The sequence below is a fragment of the Mycoplana sp. BE70 genome, from assembly GCF_031455855.1.
GTDB lineage: Bacteria > Pseudomonadota > Alphaproteobacteria > Rhizobiales > Rhizobiaceae > Mycoplana.
In genome coordinates this window covers 1-24464 of sequence record NZ_JAVDTM010000003.1, presented here as the reverse complement: position 1 = coordinate 24464, position 24464 = coordinate 1, and the positions used below count along the sequence as shown (strand labels likewise).

The following is a 24464-nucleotide window of genomic DNA, read 5'->3' as shown; positions in this document are numbered from 1 at the left end:
CATTACGCAGTTTGATTCCGCTGTTGCCCAGGCGTGACAGCCGGATCGTCCGACAGGAGAAGAAAATGACTGAGACTTCCGACGGCAACGGCTCAAATCTGCTCGTTGAACTGACAGCAGATATCGTTGCCGCCTATGTCAGCAACCACGTCGTGCCGGTTTCCGAGCTGTCGACCCTGATTGCCGACGTGCACGCCGCCCTCAACAACACGTCGCGTCCCGCCGCGGTTGTCGAGGAGCCGGTGCAGGCCGAAAAGCCGAAGCCGCCGGTGCCGATCCGCAAGTCGGTCCAGAACGACTATATCATTTGCCTGGAAGACGGGCAGAAGTTCAAGTCGCTGAAGCGGCACCTGATGACCCACTACGGCATGACACCGGAGCAGTACCGCGAGAAGTGGGACCTGCCGCCGGACTATCCGATGGTTGCGCCGTCCTATGCCGAAGCGCGTTCGCGGCTTGCAAAGGAAATGGGCCTCGGCCAGCGCCGCAAGGCGAAGCGCTAAAGCATGTCTCCCGAAAGCGGGAACCGGTATCGGGACAAAGGCGAAAGAACAAGGACTTGAAGCGCGGCAAGCGAATCTGAAAGATCGCGAGGTGCTTCAGGTCAGCGACCGCACCGAAGCTGTTCGTCCACAGCGAGCAACGCGGAAAAGAGCGGATCGATCACGCCGGGTCGCGTTGGTGGCCCGGCTTTTTTGTGTCCTGAAAAAGGAAAATATGCCTATTGCGGGATAGGTTCTGGTAATTATCCTGTGATTTCAACTTGAGTAAGCATTGACACGCTCCATTCATCCCCGCTTCCTGTGTAGGGTGATATGAATAAATTCCTATCAATGGAGTGAGCGCTATGCCCAGCACCCTGCCTTTGCCCGACATCCCTGCCATTTCCGCCTGTTCTCAAGCGGCGCGCGGCGATGGAAAGCATCGCCTGCGGCAAAGGCGTGCCCGGTTGCTGGCCGTTGCCTTCGGTGGAGCGGGGGTGTTCCAGCGCTGCGAACCTCCCGTGCGTTCGGTTTGCCGCGTCGTGCGCCAGCTTGTCGCCGAACTCCTGTCACTGTCGCACGAAAGGATCCTGCGTCGGCGGCACAGTCGCCGTGCCGCGGCCCATATCCGCCAGATCGCCATGTATGTCTGCCACGTCGCGCTGCAGATATCGCTCGCCGACATCGGTGCGGCGTTCGGGCGCGACCGGACGACCGTCGGCCACGCGTGCAATGTGGTGGAGGACCGCCGCGACGACCGCGCGTTCGATGACTTCGTCGCCACCGTCGAGCGGATAACCCTGTCGGTCTTCGGCACGATGGGGGCGTTCGACCATGAGTGAACGCAAGGGCGAACCCGTATCACCCGCCGGACGTCCGCTCGCGGCCCTTCTGCGCTTCCTCGTCGACGCCGGTGGCGGCGTGACGATGTCGGACACCGATCCGGTTCGGTTGCAAAAGTCCTGTGGCAAGGAGGGGACCGTGACGCGCGCCGTGCTCGAACACGCGCTGCGGGCGGGACTGGCGGTGCGGCACGGGGCGACCTTGGCTGCCTCGCCTGAAACCCGCGGGTACATCAAGCGCTTGCTTTCCGGTGCCGATGGTTTTCAGGATCAGCACCGCGCGCTCGAACAGCGGACGGTGCAGGTATCGGCCACCCGCCAAGCGGTCAGCGTCAATCTGCTCGAGTCGCCACTCTCGGCGCTGTCGCGCCTGAAGGACAAGGCGGGAACCCCGTTTCTTTCCGGCGAGGCGATTGCGGCGGCCGAGCAGTTCGCCCGTGACTTCCATCGTGCCGGCCTCACGCCCCGAATGACGATGGCCTGGCAGCCGCGCCTGGCCGGCCGCACCGCCGGCGAGATGGGACAGGCACGCGACATCTCGGACACGGCGCTCGCCGCCCGCCAGCGCCTGCAGCGGGCGATCGATGCGATGGGCCCGGAACTTTGCGGCGTGGCGCTTGACGTCTGCTGCTTCCTGAAGGGGCTGGAAACGGTGGAGCGCGAGCGGCAGTGGCCGGTGCGTTCGGCCAAGCTGATGCTGCGCACCGCGCTGATGGCGTTGTCACGCCACTATGCGCCGCAGCCGTCTTTGCCGAGGCCCCATCGCTGGGGCGCGGACGGCTACCGCCCGGATCTCGCGTCCCGCCCCGGTGGAGGAGCATGACGCAACAGGCGTGTACCGGCTCGACGCGCCCATCTTCCAAACGCGGAAACCAGTTCGTGACGGCGGTGAAACGCAACCAGCGGCGCGACGCGCTTTGCGCCGTTACGCGGCGACGCGGATAGATGCTTCGTCGCGAATGCGCCGCACCATCGAGCGCAATCCGTTAGCGCGCTGGGAGGAGAGGTGTTCGACCAGGCCGATCGTGTTGAACACGTCGAGCGCATCGGTGCTGGAGATTTCGGAGGCGCGCTTGCCGGAATAGACGGCGAGCACGATCGCCACCAAGCCCCGCACGATATGCGCGTCCGAATCGCCTTCGAACGTCAGCACCGGATCGCCGCCGCCATCCGAATGCGTCACGAGCCAGACCTGGCTGGCACAGCCGTGCACCTTGTTCTGCGCGCTCTTTTTGTCTTCGCTCAATTCCGGCAACGCCTTGCCGAGTTCGATGACATAGCGGTAGCGGTCCTCCCATTCGTCGAGAAAGGCGAAGTCATCGATGATCTGGGCAAGGTCTGTCATGGCGGATCCAATTCTACATCTGCCAGACATATAATGCACAAGGACGCCGATTTGAACCCAACGCCCGCCGTGTCGTTCTTCAAGAAAAGAAGCGCCGCGAGGCAGGGACGCTCCTCGCGGCGGTTGCAACAGCAACAAGGCGGGCAAATTTCAGAGGAGCCGTTACCTGGCCGGGTCGGGCCGGCGCGAGGGAACGGCGATCGTGCCGGTAATGACGGTGTCGGCCTCGGCTGCCTCCGCGTCAACGGCGGCGAGCGCCGGCAGCGGCTGTGCCAAGGCGGCCCTGGCGTCGGCGGAGTCCTCAGCCGGATCGGCAAACTGCGCGTCGAGCAGCTTGTAGGCGACGCGGGCGCCCTCACGTGCCCGGTGTCCGAGCGCCACGAAGGTTTCCGCTCCCTTCTCGCAGACGTCGGGTTTCTGCAGGCACAGGGCGGACAGATAGGTGATGGCCTCGCTGGCGGCGCTGACGGTATCGCCGATTTCGACGGAGGGACCTTGTTGCAGCTTCGTCGCCGCGTCGTTGTCGAACAGCGGCAGCAGCACCAGCACCAACGAGAACCAGAACGCTCCCTTGATCAGAAACCACATTGCCTTGCCCATCCTCGTTCCGGCGCGGCTCTTGCCGACCGCTGCCTCGTCGCCGTCCCGGTCGTGTCTACCGGGTTCAAGCCATTGATGCGAGCATAGCGATGGCAGGAAAATGGCCCTTTGCTGGAATCGCTCGTGTTTTCCTCAAAATTGCATAAAACTTGAACGATCGGCGTTTGATCGGCATTTCTCTCAAATTTTAGGGGCCGGCGTTAAGCATGATGGCAGGGCAGGTCCGCCACACCGCCTTGAAGACCGGCGTTCCTGCCGCGCGGGCACGTCCGAGAAGTTAACACGAACGAAAAAATGCCGCATTTTGAAACGCTTACCCCCCATTAACCACACCGGACGAATGCCGGCTGTGTTGCTTTGAAACAGGCTTTTTCGGCTCTTTCGGCCTCTTTCCGGCGGCGTGTGTTTAATCTTTTCTAAGCCGCCGGTGCGATTCTGGGCGCAGATAAAAGAACGACTGACGGCAGGGTATTGCGTGCGTTTCCTGAGTGACATCGCTGACAGAATGGCAGCCACCGCGGCCGCTGTTACGGGTGACATGCGTACCTCCGGCGCAGACGGCGGCGCGCCGGTCGGCCTGCGGGCGATCTTCCTGACGGCACTGGTCGCCGTTCCAGTCCTGCCGCTGGCGCTCTCAATGGTCATGCCGCTGTCCTCCGCTCTGCCGGCGGGCGCAGCGCTTGCCGCCGCCGGCGGGCTGCTTGCGACGGCCACGTCGTCGGCCCTCGGCCGCCACGGCGCCGGCGGTCGTACCGTCGCGCCCGTCAATTCGCTGTCCGCCGCCCCGGAGACCGCGTGCTACGACCTCTTTGCCGGCCTCGTCACGCTGCACGATCCCCGCGGCTACGTCACGGCCGTGCATGGTCGCGATCGCAAAGCGATGCTGGCTGCGATGCGCGATCCGCTCGCGCGCGGGTTCATCGACCAGATCCATGTTTCCGACCGGCTCGGTTTCCTGCAGGCGATCGATCGCCTGCGCCAGGGCCAAGATCATGTCAGCGTCGACCTTCGACTTGAGCAACGCCGCAAGGCGATGGACGGCGAGCAGTTCCTGAACGTGCGCACCGATATGACGGCGATCCGCGACGCGGCTGGCCTGCTCGCCTCGATCGTTGCCCAGTCGCGTGATATTTCCGCCGAGGCTGAGCTGCGCAGCGACAGCGCGCGCAAGGCGGCCGAAGCGGAATCGGCCAACGACGCCAAGACGCGGTTCCTCGCTGCCGTCAGCCATGAGTTGCGCACGCCGCTCAACGCGATCCTCGGCTTTTCCGACATCCTGGCCGGCGAATATTTCGGTAAGCTGGAAAACGATCGCCAACGGGAATACGTCGCGCTGATCCATCAATCGGGCGATCACCTGCTCTCCGTCGTCAACACGATGCTCGATGTCAGCAAGATCGAGGCCGGCCGCTACGAGCTGGTCCTGGAACCTTTCCCCGTTGCCGATAGCGTCCGCACCTGCGAGCAGATGCTGGCATTGCAGGCGCGTCAGAAGGGCGTGCAACTCACAAGTCGCGTATCGCACGACACCGGCGAGGCGGTCGCCGACCAGCGCGCCCTGCAGCAAATCCTCATCAATCTCGTCGGCAACGCTGTGAAGTTCACCGACAAGGGCGGCCTTGTCACCATCGATGCTACCCGCGCGGGTCGTGATCTCGTGCTTTGCGTCAGCGACACCGGCATCGGCATTCCCGTCGAGCAGCTCGACGTGATCGGCCAGCCGTTCGTGCAGGTCCAGAACCAGTATACGCGCAAGTACGAGGGGACGGGCCTTGGACTGTCCCTGGTCAAGGGTCTGGTGAGACTGCATGGCGGCAGCGTTACCATCCGCAGCAAGGCAGGCGAGGGAACGCAGGTCATCGTGACGATCCCGGCGGATGGGGCGAGCGCGGCTGGCACTGCCGTGGGCTACGGTGCCCAAGACAATGCTGAGGAATTCCCGCCCCGCCTGTATTCCCGTGAGCGGAACCATGCGATAGCGATGCGCATGACGGAGGGAGGCATCCCGGACGGCGACAAGGAAAGGGGCCATGACGGCACGCGCGCGAAAACAGCTTGAACGGGGCGGCCGCAGCCGCAACGCGGGCAAGCGGAAGGCTGCGGGCCCCGGCATTGTCCAGCGCGCCGTTCTGGCGCTCGGCGCCTTCGCGGCCCGGCATCCGTCCGTGGTCGGCGGAGGCGCGGCCTTTGCCGTGGTCTTTTCCTTCGTCGCCGCCAACGCGCTCTGGTATCAGCCGAGTGACCACCCGTCGCCGATCATGAAGACGCGATCGGCGCAAAATTCGCTCGGTTTCTCGGCGTTGCGCAAACCGCCGACGGACGTCACCACCTTCCTGATCGAGCGGGAGGGCGAGCAGGCCGCCGATGCGGCAGCGGATGCGCAACCTTCGAAGCTCGTTTTGGAGATCCAGACGGAACTGGCACGGCAGGGGTTCCATGCGGGCGATCCGGACGGGCGCATGGACGAAGGGACGATGGCGGCGATCCGGCGCTTCCAGCAGCAGCGCGGGCTTGCGGTGACAGGCGCGCCGAACGAGGAGCTGCTTTCGGCACTTCATGGCGACCTGCCGGCGCAGGTGGCCGTCCTGCCGGCACAGCGACCGCTGCCGGACGGCAGCGCCTCCGACATGGGAGCCGAGATCGATCCTGTCGCCGCTGCCATCCGTGCCGCCGAGGCCGAACCGGCAATGGCACCGACCTCGAGACCGGCGGAATCGAGCGCGCTGGTGATGAAGATCCAGAAGGGATTGAGCAACATCGCTTATGCCGACATCGCCGTCGACGGCGTCGCCGGTTCAAAGACCCGCGAGGCCATCCGTGCCTTCGAAAAGCACTACAGGCTGCCGACCACCGGCGAGCCGAACGAACTCGTGCTCAGCAAGCTGAAGGAAATCGGCGCTCTCTGACGCGAACAGGCGCCGCCTGTCGCGGTTTCTTGTGACCCAAACTGTCCCACCCGCGTATTCGACCAAAGCTGCAACTTGTCGCCTCCGCGGGGAAAGGATGCGTTAACCATGTTGCCGCACTCTTTTCCCGAATTACGGGAGGAAGGTGTGAGATCTGCAATCATGGCGGCAGAAACTGCCGAAGATTCGCTCCCAGTGGGCGAGGAAAGCACACAGATGTTGCGCGGTGTAATCGCGACGCTCGCGGGCGAGGCGTCCCGGCTGGGCGTCCATCTCGTCGACATTGCGGGAGCGATCCAGGATACGGCCAACCAGTCCGCCGCGCACGCGGCCCATTTTGCCCGACTGACCCGTGCAGCCGAAACCGTGGCCGCCGCCAATGGCGAAGTTGCGCGTTCCCTCGGTGAAACCGACAAGTTGGCCGCCAATGCCCGAACCCTGCTCGGCGAGCAGGCATCGCAACTCGATGGATCCATCCAGGCCATCGACCAGATGGTGACCGCCTCCAACGAGATCGGAACCGAAATATCCGCCGTCTCGGGGGCGCTGTCCGATGTCGGCATGCTTGCCGACGCGATCGGCACGATCGCGCGCCAGACCAATCTTCTGGCTCTGAACGCGGCCATCGAGGCGGCCAGGGCAGGCGATGCCGGAAAGGGGTTTGCCGTCGTCGCTGCCGAGGTGCGGGCGCTGTCCCTGCAGACCTCGCAGACGACCGCATCGATCCAGTCGACCCTTCGGGAACTTGCTCACCGTATCGACCGCCTCGTCGCTGCCGGCGAGGGCGCACGTCTGTCGGCGGAAGGGGTGCGAACCACGGCGGCCGTCGTCAAGGGTTCGTTTGCGGAAGTTGGCGGTGTCATGGCGCAGATCCTTGACGGGGCCTCGGCCCTTGCTGCGAACACGGGGAGCGTCGACCAGCAATGCGCGGATCTGGCGCAGACGCTGTCGACTGTTTCCTCCGAAATCCTCAAGTCCGATGACACGTTGCAGGCGACCTCGGGGCGGGTCAACGACGTCGTCGCGATCTCCGAGCGCATCATTCAGGCGACCGCGAGCGCCGGCATCGAAACGCCGGACAGTCCCTTTATCCGCAAGGTAATGGCAGTGGCCGCCGATATGTCCGAGCGCTTCGAGGCGGCAGTTCGTTCCGGGGCGATTGGCATGGACGCGCTTTTCGACCGGCGTTACCGGCCAATTCCGGGATCGGATCCGGTCCAGTACCTGACGAGCTATACCGAATTTGCGGAACGCGTCCTGCCCGAGCTTCAGGAGCCGGTCCTGGAGATGGATGACCGTATCGCCTTCTGCGCCGCCGTCGACGAGGGTGGCTATCTGCCGGCGCACAATCTCAAATTCTCCGCACCGCAGCGGCCTGGAGATGTCGCCTGGAATACCGCCAACTGCCGCAACCGGCGGATATTCGACGACCGAGTCGGCCTGGGCGCCGGCCGCAGCACGGAGTCGTTTCTCGTGCAGACCTACCGTCGTGACATGGGTGGCGGCCAGTTCGTGCTGATGAAGGACGTATCCGCGCCCATCACGGTCAATGGCAGGCATTGGGGCGGATTGCGCCTGGCGATCCGCGTCTGAGCGCGAGCCTGCTGGGCGGAAGGTTGCGTCGCGGGCAGCCTGCCGGTATGGAGCCTGATGCGCCTGAAATCCGAGATCTTCGCCGCCGCCCTGGTCCGCAACGCCTTCGCGCGCGGTGATTTCGCCGCAATCGAGCGCAAGGGGGCTGCCGAAGGCGGCGCCGTCTTCGTCCGCCAGTCCTTCCGCGACGGCACGGAAACGCTCTACGCACCGGCGCCGCAGAGCTTTTTCGACGAGGACACCACCGGCAAGCGCCTATTCGAGCTTCGGCTCGATCGCCAGCCGCGCGAAGCTGTTTCCGAGGCGCTCGATCGCGAAATCCGCTTCGATCCGGACCTGTGGATCGTGGCGTTGGAGGCCGAGGAGATCGGCAGCCTTGTCGAGCTGCAAGCGGCCGAACGGGACGATCCCCTGTTCCGGCGGTAACAGCGTCGGCGGCGTGGCTGTGGGACAACACGGTTCAGGAAATGCTGAACCGGAGCCCCGCGATGTTGATCGTCCTTCCCGTTTTCGTCCTGCTTGTAGCCGGCATGTTCGTCGCCACCATGCTGGCCGCGGTTCGGGCCGACCTGCGCGAGCAGGCGACCGGCCACTGACACCGGGCTGCTGCACCGCACACAGAGCGCGATCACGACCTCCGGGAAGGGACGCGGCATCGCGCCTCGATGGGGCTTAGCCCGCGGCGCGCCGCGACGCGCCTGCAGAAGGAGTCTCGGTTCCGGCCGCATTGCCAGCCGCAAGAGGCTGGTCGCGATGGGTGTAGGCGTCCGCCCGGCGCCAGCTTTCGACCCGCGCGACGCAGGCGGCCCGTTCGAGCCCGGCAAGCAGCATGTCGGCGCGACTTCCCACCCGCCCGGTCTGTGCAAGGTGCGGATAGAGGCGGGTGAGGACAAAGGTGCAATCGATGTTCGGTGCGGCGAGGGCAACCAGCACCGTTGCAAGCTGCTGGCCGGAAATGTCGAGCAGGATGCGCTCGGTGAGCCACTGGCTGGAGCCGAGCGCATCGGCAAGGGTCACCGATAGCATTCCCGTTTCGCCGGAGCGCGCAAAACGGACGATCAAGGCGAGATGTATCTCGGCGATCGCGGCGAGCGGTGCAAGGCCCGTCTCTGCCGGCGTCTGCGCGCGCGCCAGCGCCTTGATCTCCTCGCGCAGTTCCTCTTCCCGCGCCTGGCGACGCGTCTCGGCCAGGGTCGCCTCGCGGTCAACCTCGTGTTCGACGGCGCCACGGCTGCGGTGAGCCTGATGCAGCCCCACCAGGTTTTCGATCAGCCGGGGCGAGAGACTGTCGCGGCGTTCGATTGCGCGAGCGTGCGCCGGAGAGGCGCCGGGCAGGATGCCAAGCAGGGTGGTCTCGCTGATGGCGCTCGATCGGGTGAGGAAGATGGCGGCGATTGCAATCGGCTGGCGAGCGATGAACAGTGCCGTCTCCTGCGGCACGACCGGGCATTGCGACAGCGCGGCGACCGCCTGCCGGCGGGCCTCGTCGCTGGAAGCGAGGTAGGTGGCCAGAAACAGCTCGTGGAATTGCTTGAGGTCGGAGCGCGTCGGCCGGGAGAGGCTTTCGAAGCCGGAGACCGTCGCCATCAGGACAATATCCTTCGGCCGTCCCGACTGCGGTCGTTCCAGTTCGCGAAATCTGTCCCCCACGACGTACCACTCTGACACGATTGCAGCGATTGACCGACGCTTTCCTGTCGATCCTACGGCTTTCGGATGCGGCAGGAGTGCGAGCAGTCAACGGTTCGCATGGAACCCCAGCCGCTTGAAACCCATGATTGCCAACAAGTAGACGAAAAGAATTAGCAAGATGTTAACCGTAATGGCACTACGATTCGATGGTGGGAAGGGGCATGGGCAAACGACAATCACATGCTATGCTTCCCGACATGCGCAGCTGCTTCGCGCGGATGCCAGCAGCGGCGCACCAGGGCAGGGTGCGATGTACCGGATGCCTTGGACGGCGGCGGCAGGCATTTTCTTTCCCGCTTCGGGAAACCATTCAGCGCCCTCGTCCGTTCAAGGTTGGCTGTGGTGGCACTGTTCAGCGTTCGAAAACCACCATCGGCAGCGGATACGGTAGCACCGGCTCGGACAGGGTGAGTTATGTGCGGTCCTTCATCCGTCTCAATTCTTGTTAAGGAGGCGAGAATGTCAGACGTGGTACGATTACAGGAACGACTGTCGCGCACGCCCAGACGCGATAAGGTCTGGCACGAGGCGCCGGCAGCCGTGCTGCTGTTTACCGGTGTGCGTTACGAGCGGCTGACCCCGGCCATGATCGCTGCGAAGGCGCGCGCCAGGAAAGCGAGCGAAGCCGGCAACGACGCTCGTCGCTAGAATAATTCGCGCTTGCTGAGCTTCTCGGCGGCGTGACGATCGCGTGCATCCGGGCATCTCTCGAAATGCCCATTGGAAGCTGTTCGCTTCATCCTTCCTTGAAAACTGAAAAGATCTGCGCGGCGTCGTCGCCCTAGGCCATCACGTGCAACCGCGCGGTGTCAGCGGTTGGTTCGGCCACTCATTCCGTCTCGTCCTCGATCGCCTCGCAGCCGGCATCGCTGAGGAAGGAATAGGCAGCCTCGTCCATCGTGGCGGTGGGCACGAAGGTGCGCAGCACCGCATAGCCGTCCTCGCCCGCCATCTCGACGAGGATCGATCGCGACAGATCTGCCGGCAAAGTTTTGCGGATCGCGTTCAGCTGGATCGGCGTGGCGACAACGACGTCGAGCACGCCGCCCACCGACGTGCGATCGTTCATGCTGAACACCTCGTTTGCGGTGCTGTCGAAGAGGCCGATCGACCAGAACGGGACACCGGCCGGGGCGTACAGCCGCACAGGACGCTCGGCGACCGAGAGCGCGCAGACGGCGATCCGCATGCCCGGATCGTCGTTGACGAGCCCGCCGTCGGCGACCGGATCGTTGTCCAGCGGATAGAAATGCTGCGGCTCGCCCAGTTCGGTTATCCGCGTATAGGCGTCGTTGCCGGTGAAGCCGGGCACGGCCAGAATGATCAGGATGTGCAGCGCGGCGGCGCCCAAAATGCCAACGAGCACGGCGAAAATGACGCTACGCATTGGCGCATCCGGCCCGGGTGATTACCGGCATGGACAGGTCCACCACCCCGGAACTGCCAGCCGCCGGCGTGTCGAGCAGCGTCAGAACGAGGCGGAACGGCTGACCCGCCGGGACAGCCAGCCAGTTGCCCGGCTGGGCACTAGCGGCCACCCGGACGGTGAAGTTGCTGTCGGCGCCCCGCAGGACCGTCCAGGAATTCAAGCCGCCCGGCATATTGCGATCGAGCGACAACGGCTTGCCGTCCGGTGTCGTGGCATGCAGCGTCCAGAAGCGGGCAGCGGGTGTCAGTCCGGCCACGTCGTAGCTGCATCGTCCCGTGAGCGTGAGTCCGCTGCTGTCGTGGGAGGCACGAAACACCAGCCCCTCTGCGCTGCCGAGGAGCAGCGCCCCGTCCCGTGCCCGATGGGCTCTGGCGTACGGGTCGGCGCTGCCCGTCTGCGCGTTCGGAAAGGCGTTCCAGGGGCCAAGCGCAATCGATCCGAAGCCGATCGTCGCCTTCAGCGCCCAGACCGCCGAGAGCGTGCCGAGACCGAAGGTGATCGCAAGGGCGAGGGCGACAAGCAGGGGAATACGGAACAAATGGGCCTACCGATTGGACATGCGACGGTCGTCTTGCGCCCAGCACACCTGAGCTTGGGCGGGAACAGCCAGAACCTTGCATGATTCCGCGCCGAAATCGATTCCCATCTGAATTGCAGCGACGGCCCATCGACCGGAAGCGATCGGGGGCATGACCACCGGCTCACAGCGCCGCCACGTGGCCATCGGCGGAAACCGGCTTGGCGTCGCGAAGATCCCTGGCGATCGAGCGCAGCAGCCGCGTCGTCCCGACCGACAGCGAACGCGGCCGGACAAGCGGCGGAAGCGCATCCTCGGCCGTGCCTGCCGTCGCTGCCGTCGCCGTTTTCGGTGCTGCGCCCGGCAACGGATTCTCGATGCCTGGGATCGGCCGCAGTTCGATGCCCTGATGGGCGTAGTCCATCAGCCGCTTGAACGTCATGGCGGGCAGCGAGCCGCCGGTCATGTTGTTGGTCGACGTGTAGTCGTCGTTGCCGAACCAGACAGCGGTCGTGTAGTTGCCGGTAAAGCCGACGAACCAGCCATCGCGATAGCCCTGGGTCGTGCCCGTCTTGCCGCCCGTGACGATGCCGCCGTCGAGCGCGGCCTTGCGGGCCGTGCCGTTCACCGGGATGTTGACGAGCATCCGGTTCATGTTGGCATTCGCCGTCTCCGAAAGCACCCGGTTGGCCGGCTGTTCGTCGCGACCGAAGTCGTAGAGGATGTCCCCCTTGTAGTTCAGGATCTGGGTGATGCCGTGCCGGCGCGATTGCACCCCGCCGGCCGGAAAGACCGCATAGGCGGTGGCCTGGTCTAGCACCGTCAACTCCGAGGTGCCGAGCGGCATGGTCTTGTCGGTCCGCAGCGGCGTCTCCACGCCCATCGCCTTGGCGGTCTGGGCGATCAGCTCGGTGCCGAGGAAGTCCTTGGCGAGCCGCACCGGCACGGTGTTGATCGATTTCGCGATCGCCGTCATCAGCGTCACCCGGCCGGCATAACTGCGGCCGTAGTTCTGCGGCGACCAGCCGCGCCAGGTGATCGGTGCGTCGATGATCGTGTCTTCCGGCGTCTTGCCCTTCTCCATCGCGGCCGCATAGGTATAGACCTTGAAGGACGAGCCCGGCTGGCGGAGCGCCTTGGTGGCGCGGTTGAACTGGCTCTCGCCGTAGTCGCGCCCGCCCACCATGGCGCGCACGGCGCCGCCGTTCTCGACCATCACCAGCGCCCCCTGCTTGACGCGGAAGCTCTCGCCGTACTGGCGCAGCCCCGTCTCCACCGCCTCTTCGGCCGCGGCCTGCAGGCCCATGTCGATGGTGGTGCGCACGATCAGCGAGTGCTGGGCGAAGGGGCGGGCGATCCGCTGCACCTCGTCGAAGGCCCAGTCGAGGAAGAAGTCCGGCGCCGTCTTCTCCTGCCGGTCGATGACGCTCGCCGGGTTGCGGCGGGCGGCGATCACCTGGCCCTCCGACATCAGCCCGCCCTGGACGAGGTTGGTCAGTACCTCGTTGGCGCGGGCGCGGGCGGCCGGCAGATTGACGTGCGGGGCGTAGCGCGCCGGGGCCTTGAACAGGCCGGCCAGCATCGCAGCTTCAGCGAGGTCCACGTCGGTGATGTCCTTGCCGAAATAGAACTGCGAGGCGGCCGCGACGCCAAACGTGCCGCCGCCCATGTAGGCGCGGTCGAGGTAGAGGCGCAGGATCTCCTTCTTCGAGAGGTTCGCCTCCAGCCACAGCGACAGAAAGGCTTCCTTGATCTTGCGTTCGATCGTGCGCTCGTTGGTGAGGAACAGGTTCTTGGCGAGCTGCTGGGTCAGCGTCGAGCCGCCCTGCACGACGCCGCCGGCGCGCGCATTTTCCGTCATGGCGCGGGCCAGGCCGAGGAAGTCGATGCCGAAATGGTCGAAGAACCGCCGGTCCTCGGTCGCCAGCACCGCCTTGATCAGGTGATCGGGCAATTCGTCGATCGGCACCGAATCCTCGTGGATGATGCCGCGATGGCCGATCTCGTTGCCGTAGCGGTCGAGGAAGGTGACGGCGAAATCACCCTTGTTGCGCCAGTCGCCCTTGGTCTCCTCGAAGGCCGGAAGCGCCAGCGCGAGGAGCAGGATGAAGCCGGCCGTGCCGAGGTTCATGCCTTCGCCGGCAAGCTCGAACAGCACCCGTTTCCAGCCCTTCACGATGAAGCGGCGGAAAAAGATGGTGATCTCTTCCCACCACTCGGCGAGGCGGAAGCCGGCGTTCCAGATCGTCGAATCGATCCAGGAATCGATCCGCAGCAGAATATGCCGTTTGCGGCGGCGCGGCTTTTCCCCCGGCGTTTCGTCTGGCGACGGATCCTGGTCCTGCAAGGCTTCATCCCTCATGCGCGCGGCGCAACCCACCGGCTCCTGCCTACGATATCAGGCAAACGTCACGGATAAAACAACATGGTTTCCGTTTCGTTTCCTGGTCGTCACGGGCGCGTTCTGGCTGAAGCGACGTCGCCGCGTACAATCCTTCCTTGCCGCAAAGCGGGTTTGCGGCCCGAACCGATGCTTTTGCTTGACCTTTCAGGCGGTTGGGTCCACTGGACAGGCATGGGTGCGACGAACGAGATGAAGAAGGTTCCGTTGACCGACGAAAGCGTCGGCAACGAGCGGCCATTCTGGCAGTCCAAGTCGCTGGCTGAAATGACAGACAGCGAATGGGAGAGCCTTTGCGACGGATGCGGGCTTTGCTGTCTCAACAAGCTCGAGGACTGGGATACCGGCGAAGTCGTCTGGACGTCGATCCGCTGTCAGTTGCTCGACGAGCATAGTTGTCGCTGCAAGGACTACGAGAACCGGCAAGCGACGGTGCCGGACTGTATTCGCCTGACGGTGAAATCGGTCGGCGAGATCAGCTGGCTGCCGCCCACCTGCGCCTACCGCCTGGTCCGCGACGGCGAGGATCTCTACTGGTGGCACTACCTCGTCTCCGGCGATCCGGAAACCGTCCACCAGGCCGGCATCTCCGCTCGCGGCCGCACGGTCAGCGAGGTGGGGATCGATGTCGAGGACTACGAGGACTATCTCGTCACCTGGCCACTTGAGGTGGGCAAGGCCGGCAACCGGTAAGGATGCGACCGCTCCGCGCCGGGTTGTAATCACGCAAACGTCATTGTGGTTGAACGCTTCGCCGCACTCGCGCCATAGACTGGACAAGAGCGGCCCCTAGTTTTGTTTTCGCAAGGGACATTTCCCGAGGAGAAACAAAACGATGACCAGCAATATCCCGAACCGCTCCAGACGACTGCGCAATGCCTTGGCTCTAGCAGCCGCGCTGCCGCTGATGGTTGCGCCGGCGCTGCCGGCGCATGCGCAGGATGCCGGCCACCCGGCGCGCGCAGAAACACAATCGGGCGATCGCGACCGCATGGAGCGCGGCTACCGGCATGAAGCACATGGCCGCGATCGCGACCGTGGCCCCCGGCGCTGGCACGGCGCCAACTTCGCCGAGCGGCTGGCGACGCGGCTGGCCGCGGCGGAAACGGCGGCCGGCATCAAGACGGCGCAACTGGACGCCTGGCGGACCTTTACCGCGGCTCTCGTCGATTTCGCCACGCCCCAGCGCGCGTCCATGGCGTCACGCGACCAGGCCGGGGACGAGGGCGCAATGAAGGGAGAGACCCTGGCACCGACTGACGAACAGCAGGCAGCGCAGACGCCCCCCGCCGAAGGCACGGCATCCGGTCGCGCCGGGCCTTCCGGCCTCGACTTCCTCGACCGGATGATTGCCCGGGCCGAAACCCGCGCGGAAAAGGCGGAAAAGCTGAAGGCGGCCAAGTCCGCGCTGGAGGCAGTCCTGGAACCGGGACAGAAGGAAGTGCTCGAACGCTTCCTGTTGCCACCGCGCCGTTCTGGCGGGCGTGACTGATCGGGACGCTACGCCATTGCCCGGTTCACGGAGGTTGACCCGTGGGCTGGGCCTTCCGGCACTGCCTCCTTTCAGGCGAGCGACCTCATGGGTCGCCCGTTGACGTGACGCGGTCTTCCGCGTTAGCCCAAGAAACGACGAATGGGTTGCCGGCGGGATTGTGGATGGCGAGCAGGGAAGACTTAAGGGCACGGCTGAAGCAGGCAGAGGCGCTTCGGGAGGAGGGACGGTTCGAGGATGCCCTTCAGATCCTCGATGCCGTCGCGGCCGACCCCGACAACCATCTCCTGGGTCCTCTGACGGTGCTCGGTCTGCCGCGCAAGCTGCATTCGGCCTATCTGAAGATCGCCAAGCGGCAGGGCGAGCCGATCCGGCGCGTCGGCTACCAGTACACGCTGGTCCCGCCGCCGGAGCTTCTGGCTCGCTACGGGCAGTTTTCCTCCGCCGAGCGCGCTGCGCTGGCCGAAGCGGACCGGCAGCCGGTGCCGCGCATCATTCATCAAGTCTGGATCGGCACGGCGGACGTGCCGGTGTCCACGCAGGCCTGGGCCGACCATGCTGTCCGTCACGGCTACGAATATCGGCTGTGGCGCGAGGCGGATCTGCAGGCGGCGGGCTTCGACCGGCATCCGATCCTTGCGGCCATGCGGGACGCCGGCGATCTGCCGGGGGCGGTCGACGTCGCCCGTTACCTCATTCTCGAACGCTTCGGCGGCATCTACCTCGACTGCGACTGGTATCCGACGCGGCGCGACGTCGCCTTGCACGACGTCATGCCGCTGGTCGGATTGACGGCGCTGGCGGAGAAAACGCCGCGCGATCTGGGGACGGGCAGCCTGCTCCTGACCAATTCCCTGATCGCCGCCCCGCCGGCGCATCCCGTCTTCCGGCGCATCCTCGACGCGCTCCCCGATGCGGCGGCCGCCTTGCCGGACGCGCCCGCCTGGTGGTCGACCGGGCCGCTGCTGTTCACCGTGGTCTGCCGCGGTGGTGCGGTGACCGTCACCGACGCTGCGCTGGTTGCGGGCGAGGTTGCCCGCCGTGCGCCGATCGAGGAGGTGACTGCCCTGTGCGAGCGCGCCGAGCGGGAGGATGGCGGGCTGCTGGTCGCCTGGAAGCCGTGGTAGGCTGAAACACTACGCCCGGTTCGCATTGCGGCCGCCCCCGGTTGCAAACTGGAGCGGCGGTTCACGTAAGTGCAGAGGTTCGCCGTGCGCGCGGCTATGAAGACGTGGGCGGCAACAATACCTGGTGAAACGCCGCGACCAAAACCTGCGCCAAGGTCCACGTTTCAAACGGCCGCTACAGTCGGATCGACACCCTGAAGGCTGGTCAATGCGGGAAGCAGGGCGGCGGATCGACGTCCGCCGGGGTGGCTACTGGCGAGGTTCCGCAGGCGGCGCTCGACGCCTGCATGCGGGGTGCCGATGAATTTCAGGACGCGACGCCGGGAACCTCGGTGGCGAATGGTGCCGAGTGCTCCGGCCCGAACTGGGTCTTGACCATGGGAACGGGCGCCTACACCTCGAAATGCACGGTCACCGGGTCGGGCAAGATCGTCAGCATGGATCCTGTCTGAGACCCGCGCGGAAGGCCCTGCCGCAGTTGGCAGCCTTTCTGCTGCGGCGTCTCGTCAACGCACCAAAGCGCAGGCCTTCTCGTCGCGCAACACGTCGATGCAGTCCGGCGACCGGCGGAAATCGTCGTAGTAAAGCGTCCACTCGCCTTGGCCGGCGGCGCGGTAGGGGCCGAACTTGAAGTACTGGTTCTCGCCGAGCCCGCGGTCGTTGTGGCCGATGTAGCCCTTGGCCGTCATGATCCATAGTCCGTTGGCGAAGATCTCGATATGGCCGGTGCCGTCCGGACCGGGCCGCGTATAGATGGCGAAGTCGATCCAGCCGGAGGCGGGGGCCGGCAGCGGATTTCCGCGCCCGGTCACGACCAGCTTGTCGGTGCAACTGGGAAAGATCTTGGCGTCCTCGGCCGTCCAGTTGGCGTCATGGGCGACGAGCGAGCGCATCTGTTTGGTCTCGGGCCGCAGCCACACCGGCGTGCTTCCGGTCGGGCATGCCGCCACGCCGTCCTTCATCTCGGCGCTCGTGCCATCCTGGTAATTGCTCTCGATCGTGGCGAAGAGTTTTCCGTTGTCGAGCCGCAGGGCGAGGAAGGGGCTGAAGTCGCCCTCCGCGTCCGATCCGATCTCGCGCTTCCACTGGGCGATCAGGTAGCGGTGGTCGTCCTGCGGGATCGGATCGACAAACAGGACGGAAAAGCCGAACCATACACCCTCGTCGTAGGGCACGCGCAGTGCCGTCTTCTCCCAGATTTCCGCCCGCTCGCTGCAACCTTCGCTTTCGGCGTCGCATAGCGGCCGGACGCTGAGCTTCAAGGCACCGGCGCCCTCGCGCTTCACCTCGCTCTGGAACGTCGCTGTTCCCGCCTGCTGCTCCGCGTTATCCCGGTAGTAGAGCCCGCCGGTCTCGACGAAATCCGCAGCGTTGAAACCATCATAGAGCTTCCGCTGCGCTGCATCCTCGGCGGAGGCGGGCATTGGAGCAGTCATGAGGACGAGAGCGGCAAGCGCAGTGCGGGCGAATGGCAACATTGCGGGCATCCGAAAGGCTCCTCTTGATATCGCCGCGAGACTAGCGCGGAATTGTTCTTTTCGTACATCAATTTTGACGGAGGATCCGTGGCGATTTTCAATGCGTTACGGGATGCATGGACGACGGGTCCATTTCCAAACCGCACGCTGATGCGCTAGAACGCTCTCCTGATGAAGATCGCCTTCTACGCTCCGCTGAAATCGCCGAACCACCCGGTACCCTCCGGTGATCGCCTGATGGCGCGCCTCCTCATCGAGGCGCTCGAGCGCGGCGGCCACACGGTGACGGTCGCTTCGGAACTGCGCAGTTTCTCGTCCGATCCGACCGGGAAGGAAAGAGAGCGCACCGACCGAGAGGCGGACGCGGAAGTCGAACGGCTGTCGCAGCTCTGGAGCCTCGAAGGCGCCCCCGATGCCTGGTTTTGCTATCACCCCTACTACAAGGCGCCCGACTTGATCGGCCCGCAACTCGCCCGCCGGTTCGGGCTCGCCTACCTCACCGCCGAGGCGTCCTATTCCCGGCGGCGCAACCAGGGGATATGGGCCCGGAACCAGGACCACCTGATCGAAGCGGTGCGTGCGGCCGCCGTCAACATCTGCTTCACGCGCCGCGACCGCAACGGTCTCCTCGAAGGTGTTCCGGACGGGCGATACGTGCTGGTGCGCCCCTTCATCGATCCGGCGCCATTCCTCGCTAAAGAACCGCGTCCACAGCCGGGCCGGCTCGCCACGGTCGCGATGATGCGCGCCGGCGACAAGATGGAAAGCTACCGCATGCTGGCGGCCGCACTGGTTCGTCTGCCGCACGTGCCCTGGACGCTGTCCATCGTTGGCGACGGGCCGCTGCGCGATGAGGCGACGTCGCTGTTCGCGGCGCTTCCGTCCGAACGCATCACCTGGCATGGGCAGCGCAGCACGCAAGAGGTTGCCGAGATCCTCCAGCAGTCCTGCGCCTATGTCTGGCCCGGGACGGGCGAGGCCTATGGGCTCGCCTATCTTGAGGCGCAGGCGGCCGGGCTGCCGGTTGCGGCGCAAGCGGTCGCCGGCGTGCCGGAGGTCGTGCGGCACGGCGAGACCGGCCTGCTGACGCCCGCCGGCGACGTCGGCGCCTATGCCGCGGCGCTGGAGCGGCTTTTGACCGAGAGCGACGAGCGGGATCGCATGGCGAAGGCTGCGCGCCGCTTCGTGACCGAGGACTGTTCGATCGAACGCGCGGCACGGCGCCTCAACGACATCCTGCATGAACATCTGGGAGCCCGCGCATGAGCGATGACGCCGTCTGGCAGCCGCTTCTCGACGAACTCGATCGCTGGCATCAGCGGGGGCGGGTCGCGACATTGTGGCTGCGCGACGACGACGCGGTCGAGCCGACGGTTCTCCTCGAGCGGCTGCTGACGCTGTCGGGCCATTACGCGGTACCCACGACGCTCGCAGTCATCCCGGCCTTCACCGGTGAGGCACTGGCGCATCGGCTGGCGACGGCGGCGCATGTCGAGGTCACGGTGCATGGCTGGTCGCACGACAATTTCGCGCCTGCCGGCGAGAAGAAGCAGGAGCTCGGTGGCCATCGGCCGGCCGATGTCGTCCTCGCCTCGCTGGAAAAGGGGCTGGCGCAGCTTTCACGCCTCCATCGGTCCCGTTTCGTGCCGGTGCTCGTGCCGCCCTGGAACCGGATCGATGTGAAGCTGATCCCGGAGCTCAGCGGGATCGGCTACCGCGCGCTCTCGGTCTTCGGCCCGGAAAAGGACTTGGGGCTGCGGGCGATCAACACTCATGTCGACGTGATGGACTGGCGCGGAACGCGTCGCGGACGCGACGCCGGCATGCTGGTCGGGGAGATGGCGGCGCGGTTGCGGGCGATGGAAGCGGGCGGCGGGACGCTCGGCCTGCTCACCCACCATCTCGTCCACGACGATGCGGTATGGACTTTCCTGGAAACGCTGTTCGAGCGGACGGTCCGCCACCCCGGCTGCACCTGGACCAGACTTTCGACTTTGGTTGAGGCAATAGTCGAGACGGCGTCGGAATTTGGTCCATCGACTTGCCTGAACGGCAAACATTAGCCGGCACGTCCGAGAAGACGCGGATCCTCATTCGCATGCCGCCCGTTCAGCTTATCTGAAACCGACTCGCAGGAATGGACGTTCTGTGCTGTGTTTACATTCCAGTCCATCAACTGTGGTGAGGGCAATGTCGGGACGGGACGAGCAAGACACCGGCGGCGGCAGTGCCGGCGACCAATAGGGACGCCGAGGGCGCGAAAGAAAAGACGAGCAGCCGATCGCCTGCAACCGAGCGCGCGATGCCCTCTGCTGGTGGCGAGCCGCGCCTGCTTTCCGGCGGCAACCCGCAGATCGCAAAGGGTGCCGGAGATGCTCCGGTGCAGGCCTATATCGCGGCCATGCCGGGCTGGAAAAGCGAGGTCGGGCGCCGCCTCGACGCGCTCATCGCCCGGACGATCCCCGGCGTGCACAAAGCCGTCAAATGGAACTCGCCATTCTACGGCATCGAAGGCCAAGGCTGGTTCCTCAGCTACCATTGCTTCACGAAGTACATCAAGGTGGCCTTCTTTCGCGGGACGTCGCTGCGTCCCGTCCCGCCAGGCGGCTCCAAGCAAAAGGAAGTCCGCTATCTCGACATCTACGAGGATGACATGCTCGACGAAGCGCAGTTCGCTGCCTGGGTCGAGCAGGCCAGCCGATTGCCGGGAGAGCGAATGTAGGTGGCCGGTGCAGATTGGACGTCTGGCAGGACCACGTCTCTACACCGTGTGAGAGACAGCGAGCCGAAGCAAGCGGGCAAGTGAATCTGAAAGATTGCAGCACGCTTCAGCCGACGGTGGTGTATTCCAGCACTTGGCCGTCGCGGGCGGAGAAGGACTTGGGGAACTCGGCAGCCGCGAGGCGGTCGATCTGTTCCAGTTCCGCGTCGGTTCGCCACGGCGCATGGTGGATGAAGGCGATCTCCCTGGCATTGGCGGCCCGGGCCAGGCGGATCGCCTGCTGCCAGGTCGAGTGACCGAAGCCCTTGAAGATTTCCATTTCCTCGTCGGTATAGCAGCAGTCGTAGATGAACAGGTCGACGTTCTCGATCAGCCTCAGGACTTCCGGATCGAGCGTACCCGGCACGTGTTCGGTGTCGGTGATCATCGCCACCGATCGCCCATTCCATTCGACGCGGTAGCCGATCGCGCCACCAGGATGGTTGAGGTTGCCGGTATGCACCGTCACGTTCGGGCGCGGCTCCAGCACGTCGCCGGCGCGGAAGTCGTGATAACCGAGATGGGCGCGGCAGATTTTCGGATCGACAGGGAACCACGGCGGCTGCATGAACTCGCAGACGATCTCCCGGGTCGTCATGATGCCCGCCAGGTGTCCCGACCAGATGTTCACGGCGCAATCGGGGTTGTACAGCGGTTTGAAATAGGGAAGGCCGATGATGTGGTCGTAGTGGCAGTGGCTGAAGAAGAGATCGACCTTGTCGACGCCCTCAGCTTTCAGCGCCAGGCCGGCGGGGGGGATACCGGAACCGGCATCGAAGAACAGGACCTGGTCGCCGCAGCGGATCTCGACGGAAACGGTATTGCCGCCGTAGCGGCTGAACTGGGGGCCGGAAACCGGGATGCTGCCGCGCGTCCCCCAGAAGCGCACAGACATGACATCGTTCGCGCCGTTGCTTTCCTTCAGCCGGCGGGGGCCTTGCGTTTCGTGCCTCGAATGCGGCGGCCTTCCCAACATGTTCATCTCTGCCTGACCTCTTCCGGATCGCCGAAGGCGGCGAAGGCTCTTAGCCTTCCACAGTTCCTTTCGGTGCCCCAGACACAATTGGTATTTCAAGCGTAGCGAATGTGAAACTGTTTTGCGAGAAGGAAGTTGGGAGGGAAACTCCAGCCTCCGAAAGTCCGGAACTCTGAAACCATCCTGTCTCAACGTTTCAATGCCGCAACTGGTTCCTTTCCTGTGTGCAGGCTAATCCTGCTTGCGTGCCCGAGCGCGCGCCTCGGTCAGCTCCGCCGTGGTGCGGCTGAGACGGCTGGCGAGCTCGCGCATGATTTCGATCGTCATCTCGGGGAAGTCGGTCAGCAGCTTGAGGAAGTGTTCCTTGCTGATCCGCAAAGCCTCGAGGCTGGTCGCCGCCTTCACGGTCGCGGTGCGCGAGACATCGCAGAGGATCGCGATTTCGCCGACGATCGAGTTGTCCTCGACCTCGGCCACCTTGATCTGGCCGCCCGGCGCCTCCACCAGGATGTCGGCCTTGCCGGTCAGGATGACGTAGGCGGCGTCGCCGCGGTCGCCCTGCCTGAACAGGATTTCGCCGGCCGCATAGCTCACCCGGTCGGAGGTGAAGGCCAGAAGCTTCAGCTTCGTCGGCTCCACTCCGGCAAACAGCGGCACCCGCCGCAGCATTTGTACCTCATCCTTCAAAAGCATGGTCTCGTCCGTTCCCCGGTGCTGGTGGCGTAAGGCCTTCTATCGCGCCATTATGACACCAATTCCTTGAATGTCGCATTGTCTGCAAGTTCGGCATGATTACCATCTCCCACCAGCCGGCCTTTGTCGAAGATCAATACCCGATCGAAAAGGTCCGTCAGCGACGTGTTCGACAGCACCCAGACAACCGCCGAACCCCGGCTGTGGTTTCGCACCAGCGCCAGCGCGTTTCTGCAGATCTGCTCCTGCAGCCGTGAATCGAGCGCCGGCAGCGGGCGGTTGAAGACATAGAAATCGGACTGGCGCAGGAGTGCGCGGGCGAGATTGAGCTTCTGGCGCTGGACCTGGGTGATGCGGCGGCCGCCCGGACCGAGATTGAATTCCAGCCCGATCGACAGCACCTGGTCGTACAATCCCGGCTCGCTGAGCAGCGAGATCACCATGGCACGCACCCGCTCCGGACCGTCCGCCTGGCGGTGACTGACGCGGCCGAAAAGCACGTTGTCCAAGATGCTGGCCGAGGCGGTGAAGGTGTCGGGATCGTAGCGATCGATCGCGTCCTTCATGTCGTCCGGCATTCCGTCGTGGAACTGGCGGCGCACCTCGACGATCTTGGCCATCAGCTCGTCACTGAGCAGGCCGAAGCGATGCCGCGGCTCGATATAGGCGAAGCTCAGGCGGATGATGTCGTGCTTCTCGTCGTCCGTCGTCTCGGCGAAGTCCTTGCCCTTCAGCCGCTGCAGCAGCTGCTGGTAGTGCGGGATGTCGTCCGCCGTCATGAAGGTGAGCTGCTGGAAGAACGGATGATCCGGCGGGAGCCCGGCGAAGAGCTCGACCGCGTTCTCGGCGATCTCGTAGCCCATCTGGTAGAGAATGCGGTCGAGGCCGTTGCGGGTGACCACGTCGACGAAATACCGGTTTCGGCCGATGGCCCGGCCCATCAGTTCTTCGCCGATGGCGGTGCCGAACAGCAGGTTCTCGCCGACTGTGGCCTCGACATTGTAGCGATCCGGCTCGAATGGAACGACGAGGTTGCCCAACCCAGCCCTTTCCAGTTCCTCGCGGAAGGTTTGGCGCAGCTCAACGATATGTGCCGTCAGGTCCGGGTGGAGCGCCGGATTGATGGTCGAGCGCAGCGCCAGCTCCAGAATATCTTTGGTCAGGTACACGCAATCGAGCGCCGCGGTCACCGAGTCGAACAGGTCTTCCGGCCCGGTCGCCCCTGCCGCCTCGTAATCGATCCAGTCGCTGTGGATGTCGAGATCGGGGTTTCCGGCCAACCTGGCCTCGGCAATCTCCCATTTGCGCTGGCCGATGTGGGCATCGTCGTATTCAGCAGCCTTGAGCGGCGCGTGCTTCAGTCCGTAAAGCAGGTTATCGCGCAGCGAGCCAAAGAAGAAATAGGCGTCGGAGGTGACGTAGGTAATGCGCCGCCCGGTGACCGATTCCGGCAGCTCGAGCAGATCTTTCGATCCCACGGTGATACGCCCCGATTCCGGCCATACGGTCCTGCCGATCGCCTCGGCCAGCGCCTCGCCGCCGGCTGCGGCCCCGCCGATGATCGCCGTGAACTGGCCCGGATCGAACTGGATCGACACGTGCTCGAGCGTGCGGGCGCCGCTGTCGTCGGCAAGCGTCAGGTTGAAGGTCGAAAGCGGGCCATCGAGACGTTTCGGCTCGTCGATCGCAACCGTTTGCAGGGCGGGATCGATGAGGTTGTTGACCTTGAACTGCTCGACGACCTGAGTGTACTTGATCTGTACATCCTGGCGCGCCTGGTCCCAGTCGATCAGTTCCTTCAGCGGACCGGGCAGATCCTTGTAGGCCGCGATGACGGCCACCAGCTGGCCGATGTCGAGCCGACCCTGCAGCGCCAGGTAGCCGCCGATGCTGTAGAACAGGAAGGGTGTGACGGAGGCGAGGAAATTGTTGATGAACTTGACCAGGAACTTCCACTGGTAGAGGTCGTAGCGGATCTTGAAGATCCGACCGAGCCGGGCGGCGATGTCGGCGCGCTCCAGGTTCGAGGTGTCGAAGGCGCGGATCGTGCCGATGCCGTCGACGATTTCGCTGACCCTGCCGGCCAGTTCGCGCGCGGTCAGTTGCCGTTCCCGTCCCAGCACCAGCAGC

At 64.8% G+C, this 24464-nt stretch carries 25 protein-coding genes; 15 read left to right on the top strand and 10 right to left on the bottom strand.

From position 1 onward, the window contains the following. Positions 1-65: 65 nt before the first annotated feature. The 3 genes from J2Y48_RS06250 to J2Y48_RS06240 all read left to right on the top strand — a co-directional run bounded on the left by J2Y48_RS06250 (position 66) and on the right by J2Y48_RS06240 (position 2147). The gene (locus J2Y48_RS06250; RefSeq protein WP_310414408.1) at positions 66-503 is read left to right on the top strand and encodes a MucR family transcriptional regulator; all 438 of its coding nucleotides are present in this window, start codon (positions 66-68) and stop codon (positions 501-503) included. Between the two features lie 344 nt (positions 504-847). Then, the gene (locus tag J2Y48_RS06245; RefSeq protein ID WP_310414406.1) at positions 848-1324 is read left to right on the top strand and encodes a helix-turn-helix domain-containing protein; all 477 of its coding nucleotides are present in this window, start codon (positions 848-850) and stop codon (positions 1322-1324) included. Then, positions 1317-2147, top strand: coding sequence for a DUF6456 domain-containing protein (locus J2Y48_RS06240; protein ID WP_310414403.1), 831 nt, complete (start codon positions 1317-1319; stop codon positions 2145-2147). Before J2Y48_RS06245 ends, J2Y48_RS06240 begins: the two co-directional genes overlap by 8 nt. A 102-nt stretch (positions 2148-2249) precedes the next feature. Here the strand turns inward: J2Y48_RS06240 and J2Y48_RS06235 are convergent, their stop codons facing one another. Beyond that, the gene (locus tag J2Y48_RS06235) at positions 2250-2669 is read right to left on the bottom strand and encodes a SufE family protein (RefSeq protein WP_310414398.1); all 420 of its coding nucleotides are present in this window, start codon (positions 2667-2669) and stop codon (positions 2250-2252) included. A 162-nt stretch (positions 2670-2831) separates the two neighbouring features. Further along, positions 2832-3257 carry a DUF5330 domain-containing protein gene (locus J2Y48_RS06230; RefSeq protein ID WP_310414397.1) on the bottom strand — a complete coding sequence of 142 codons (426 nt, stop codon included), beginning with the start codon at positions 3255-3257 and terminating at the stop codon, positions 2832-2834. A gap of 550 nt (positions 3258-3807) precedes the next feature. On the opposite strand from J2Y48_RS06230, the gene J2Y48_RS06225 reads away from it, so the two are divergent. From J2Y48_RS06225 to J2Y48_RS06210, 4 genes are all read left to right on the top strand, one after another. Next, positions 3808-5328 (top strand): HAMP domain-containing sensor histidine kinase, encoded by a 1521-nt coding sequence (locus J2Y48_RS06225; RefSeq protein WP_310415704.1) that lies wholly within the window; start codon positions 3808-3810, stop codon positions 5326-5328. Next, positions 5300-6175 (top strand): peptidoglycan-binding domain-containing protein, encoded by an 876-nt coding sequence (locus tag J2Y48_RS06220; protein WP_310414394.1) that lies wholly within the window; start codon positions 5300-5302, stop codon positions 6173-6175. Before J2Y48_RS06225 ends, J2Y48_RS06220 begins: the two co-directional genes overlap by 29 nt. A 162-nt stretch (positions 6176-6337) precedes the next feature. Further along, positions 6338-7768: a methyl-accepting chemotaxis protein gene (locus J2Y48_RS06215; protein ID WP_405030175.1), complete on the top strand. Its 1431-nt coding sequence runs from the start codon at positions 6338-6340 to the stop codon at positions 7766-7768. A 57-nt stretch (positions 7769-7825) separates the two neighbouring features. Then, positions 7826-8194 carry a DUF1491 family protein gene (locus tag J2Y48_RS06210; protein WP_310414391.1) on the top strand — a complete coding sequence of 123 codons (369 nt, stop codon included), beginning with the start codon at positions 7826-7828 and terminating at the stop codon, positions 8192-8194. 246 nt (positions 8195-8440) lie between these two features. On the opposite strand, the gene J2Y48_RS06205 is transcribed toward J2Y48_RS06210, so the two are convergent. Next, positions 8441-9355, bottom strand: a complete 915-nt coding sequence (locus J2Y48_RS06205; protein ID WP_310414388.1) for a hypothetical protein — start codon at positions 9353-9355, stop codon at positions 8441-8443. 564 nt (positions 9356-9919) lie between these two features. Here J2Y48_RS06205 and J2Y48_RS06200 point away from each other — a divergent pair. After that, on the top strand, positions 9920-10108 hold the full coding sequence (locus J2Y48_RS06200; RefSeq protein WP_310414386.1) for a hypothetical protein: 189 nt from the start codon (positions 9920-9922) through the stop codon (positions 10106-10108). A 181-nt stretch (positions 10109-10289) separates the two neighbouring features. On the opposite strand, the gene J2Y48_RS06195 is transcribed toward J2Y48_RS06200, so the two are convergent. The 3 genes from J2Y48_RS06195 to J2Y48_RS06185 form a co-directional block, all read right to left on the bottom strand. Then, entirely contained in the window at positions 10290-10847 is a 558-nt protein-coding gene (locus J2Y48_RS06195) for a DUF1254 domain-containing protein (protein ID WP_310414383.1), read from the bottom strand. Further along, positions 10840-11427 (bottom strand): DUF1214 domain-containing protein, encoded by a 588-nt coding sequence (locus tag J2Y48_RS06190; RefSeq protein ID WP_310414379.1) that lies wholly within the window; start codon positions 11425-11427, stop codon positions 10840-10842. Before J2Y48_RS06190 ends, J2Y48_RS06195 begins: the two co-directional genes overlap by 8 nt. Positions 11428-11590: 163 nt before the next feature. After that, positions 11591-13753 carry a transglycosylase domain-containing protein gene (locus tag J2Y48_RS06185; RefSeq protein ID WP_405030168.1) on the bottom strand — a complete coding sequence of 721 codons (2163 nt, stop codon included), beginning with the start codon at positions 13751-13753 and terminating at the stop codon, positions 11591-11593. A 228-nt stretch (positions 13754-13981) separates the two neighbouring features. Between J2Y48_RS06185 and J2Y48_RS06180 the strand changes: the two genes are divergently transcribed. The 4 genes from J2Y48_RS06180 to J2Y48_RS06165 all read left to right on the top strand — a co-directional run bounded on the left by J2Y48_RS06180 (position 13982) and on the right by J2Y48_RS06165 (position 16878). Continuing rightward, entirely contained in the window at positions 13982-14500 is a 519-nt protein-coding gene (locus J2Y48_RS06180; RefSeq protein WP_405030167.1) for a YcgN family cysteine cluster protein, read from the top strand. 142 nt (positions 14501-14642) lie between these two features. After that, positions 14643-15299, top strand: a complete 657-nt coding sequence (locus J2Y48_RS06175; protein WP_310414376.1) for a hypothetical protein — start codon at positions 14643-14645, stop codon at positions 15297-15299. 164 nt (positions 15300-15463) lie between these two features. Continuing rightward, entirely contained in the window at positions 15464-16426 is a 963-nt protein-coding gene (locus J2Y48_RS06170) for a glycosyltransferase (RefSeq protein WP_310414373.1), read from the top strand. Positions 16427-16671: 245 nt separating this feature from the next. Continuing rightward, entirely contained in the window at positions 16672-16878 is a 207-nt protein-coding gene (locus J2Y48_RS06165; RefSeq protein WP_310414370.1) for a hypothetical protein, read from the top strand. A 54-nt stretch (positions 16879-16932) separates the two neighbouring features. Here the strand turns inward: J2Y48_RS06165 and J2Y48_RS06160 are convergent, their stop codons facing one another. Continuing rightward, on the bottom strand, positions 16933-17913 hold the full coding sequence (locus tag J2Y48_RS06160) for a polysaccharide lyase (protein ID WP_405030166.1): 981 nt from the start codon (positions 17911-17913) through the stop codon (positions 16933-16935). 162 nt (positions 17914-18075) lie between these two features. Here J2Y48_RS06160 and J2Y48_RS06155 point away from each other — a divergent pair, with 162 nt between their 5' ends. The 3 genes from J2Y48_RS06155 (at position 18076) to J2Y48_RS06145 (ending at position 20626) form a co-directional block, all read left to right on the top strand. Then, the gene (locus tag J2Y48_RS06155; RefSeq protein WP_310414367.1) at positions 18076-19170 is read left to right on the top strand and encodes a glycosyltransferase family 4 protein; all 1095 of its coding nucleotides are present in this window, start codon (positions 18076-18078) and stop codon (positions 19168-19170) included. Beyond that, a complete protein-coding gene (locus J2Y48_RS06150) occupies positions 19167-19967 on the top strand; it encodes a polysaccharide deacetylase family protein (RefSeq protein WP_310414365.1) in 801 nt (266 codons plus the stop codon). Before J2Y48_RS06155 ends, J2Y48_RS06150 begins: the two co-directional genes overlap by 4 nt. Positions 19968-20206: 239 nt before the next feature. Then, complete coding sequence (locus J2Y48_RS06145) at positions 20207-20626, top strand: DUF1801 domain-containing protein (RefSeq protein WP_310414361.1); 420 nt, start codon at positions 20207-20209, stop codon at positions 20624-20626. A gap of 106 nt (positions 20627-20732) precedes the next feature. Here J2Y48_RS06145 and J2Y48_RS06140 read toward each other — a convergent pair whose 3' ends face one another. The 3 genes from J2Y48_RS06140 to J2Y48_RS06130 form a co-directional block, all read right to left on the bottom strand. Further along, positions 20733-21560 carry an MBL fold metallo-hydrolase gene (locus J2Y48_RS06140; protein ID WP_310415695.1) on the bottom strand — a complete coding sequence of 276 codons (828 nt, stop codon included), beginning with the start codon at positions 21558-21560 and terminating at the stop codon, positions 20733-20735. Between the two features lie 312 nt (positions 21561-21872). Further along, entirely contained in the window at positions 21873-22334 is a 462-nt protein-coding gene (locus J2Y48_RS06135) for a cyclic nucleotide-binding domain-containing protein (protein WP_310414358.1), read from the bottom strand. A 50-nt stretch (positions 22335-22384) separates the two neighbouring features. Then, on the bottom strand, positions 22385-24464 hold a 2080-nt coding region (locus J2Y48_RS06130; RefSeq protein ID WP_310414355.1), incomplete at its 5' end, for an ABC transporter transmembrane domain-containing protein.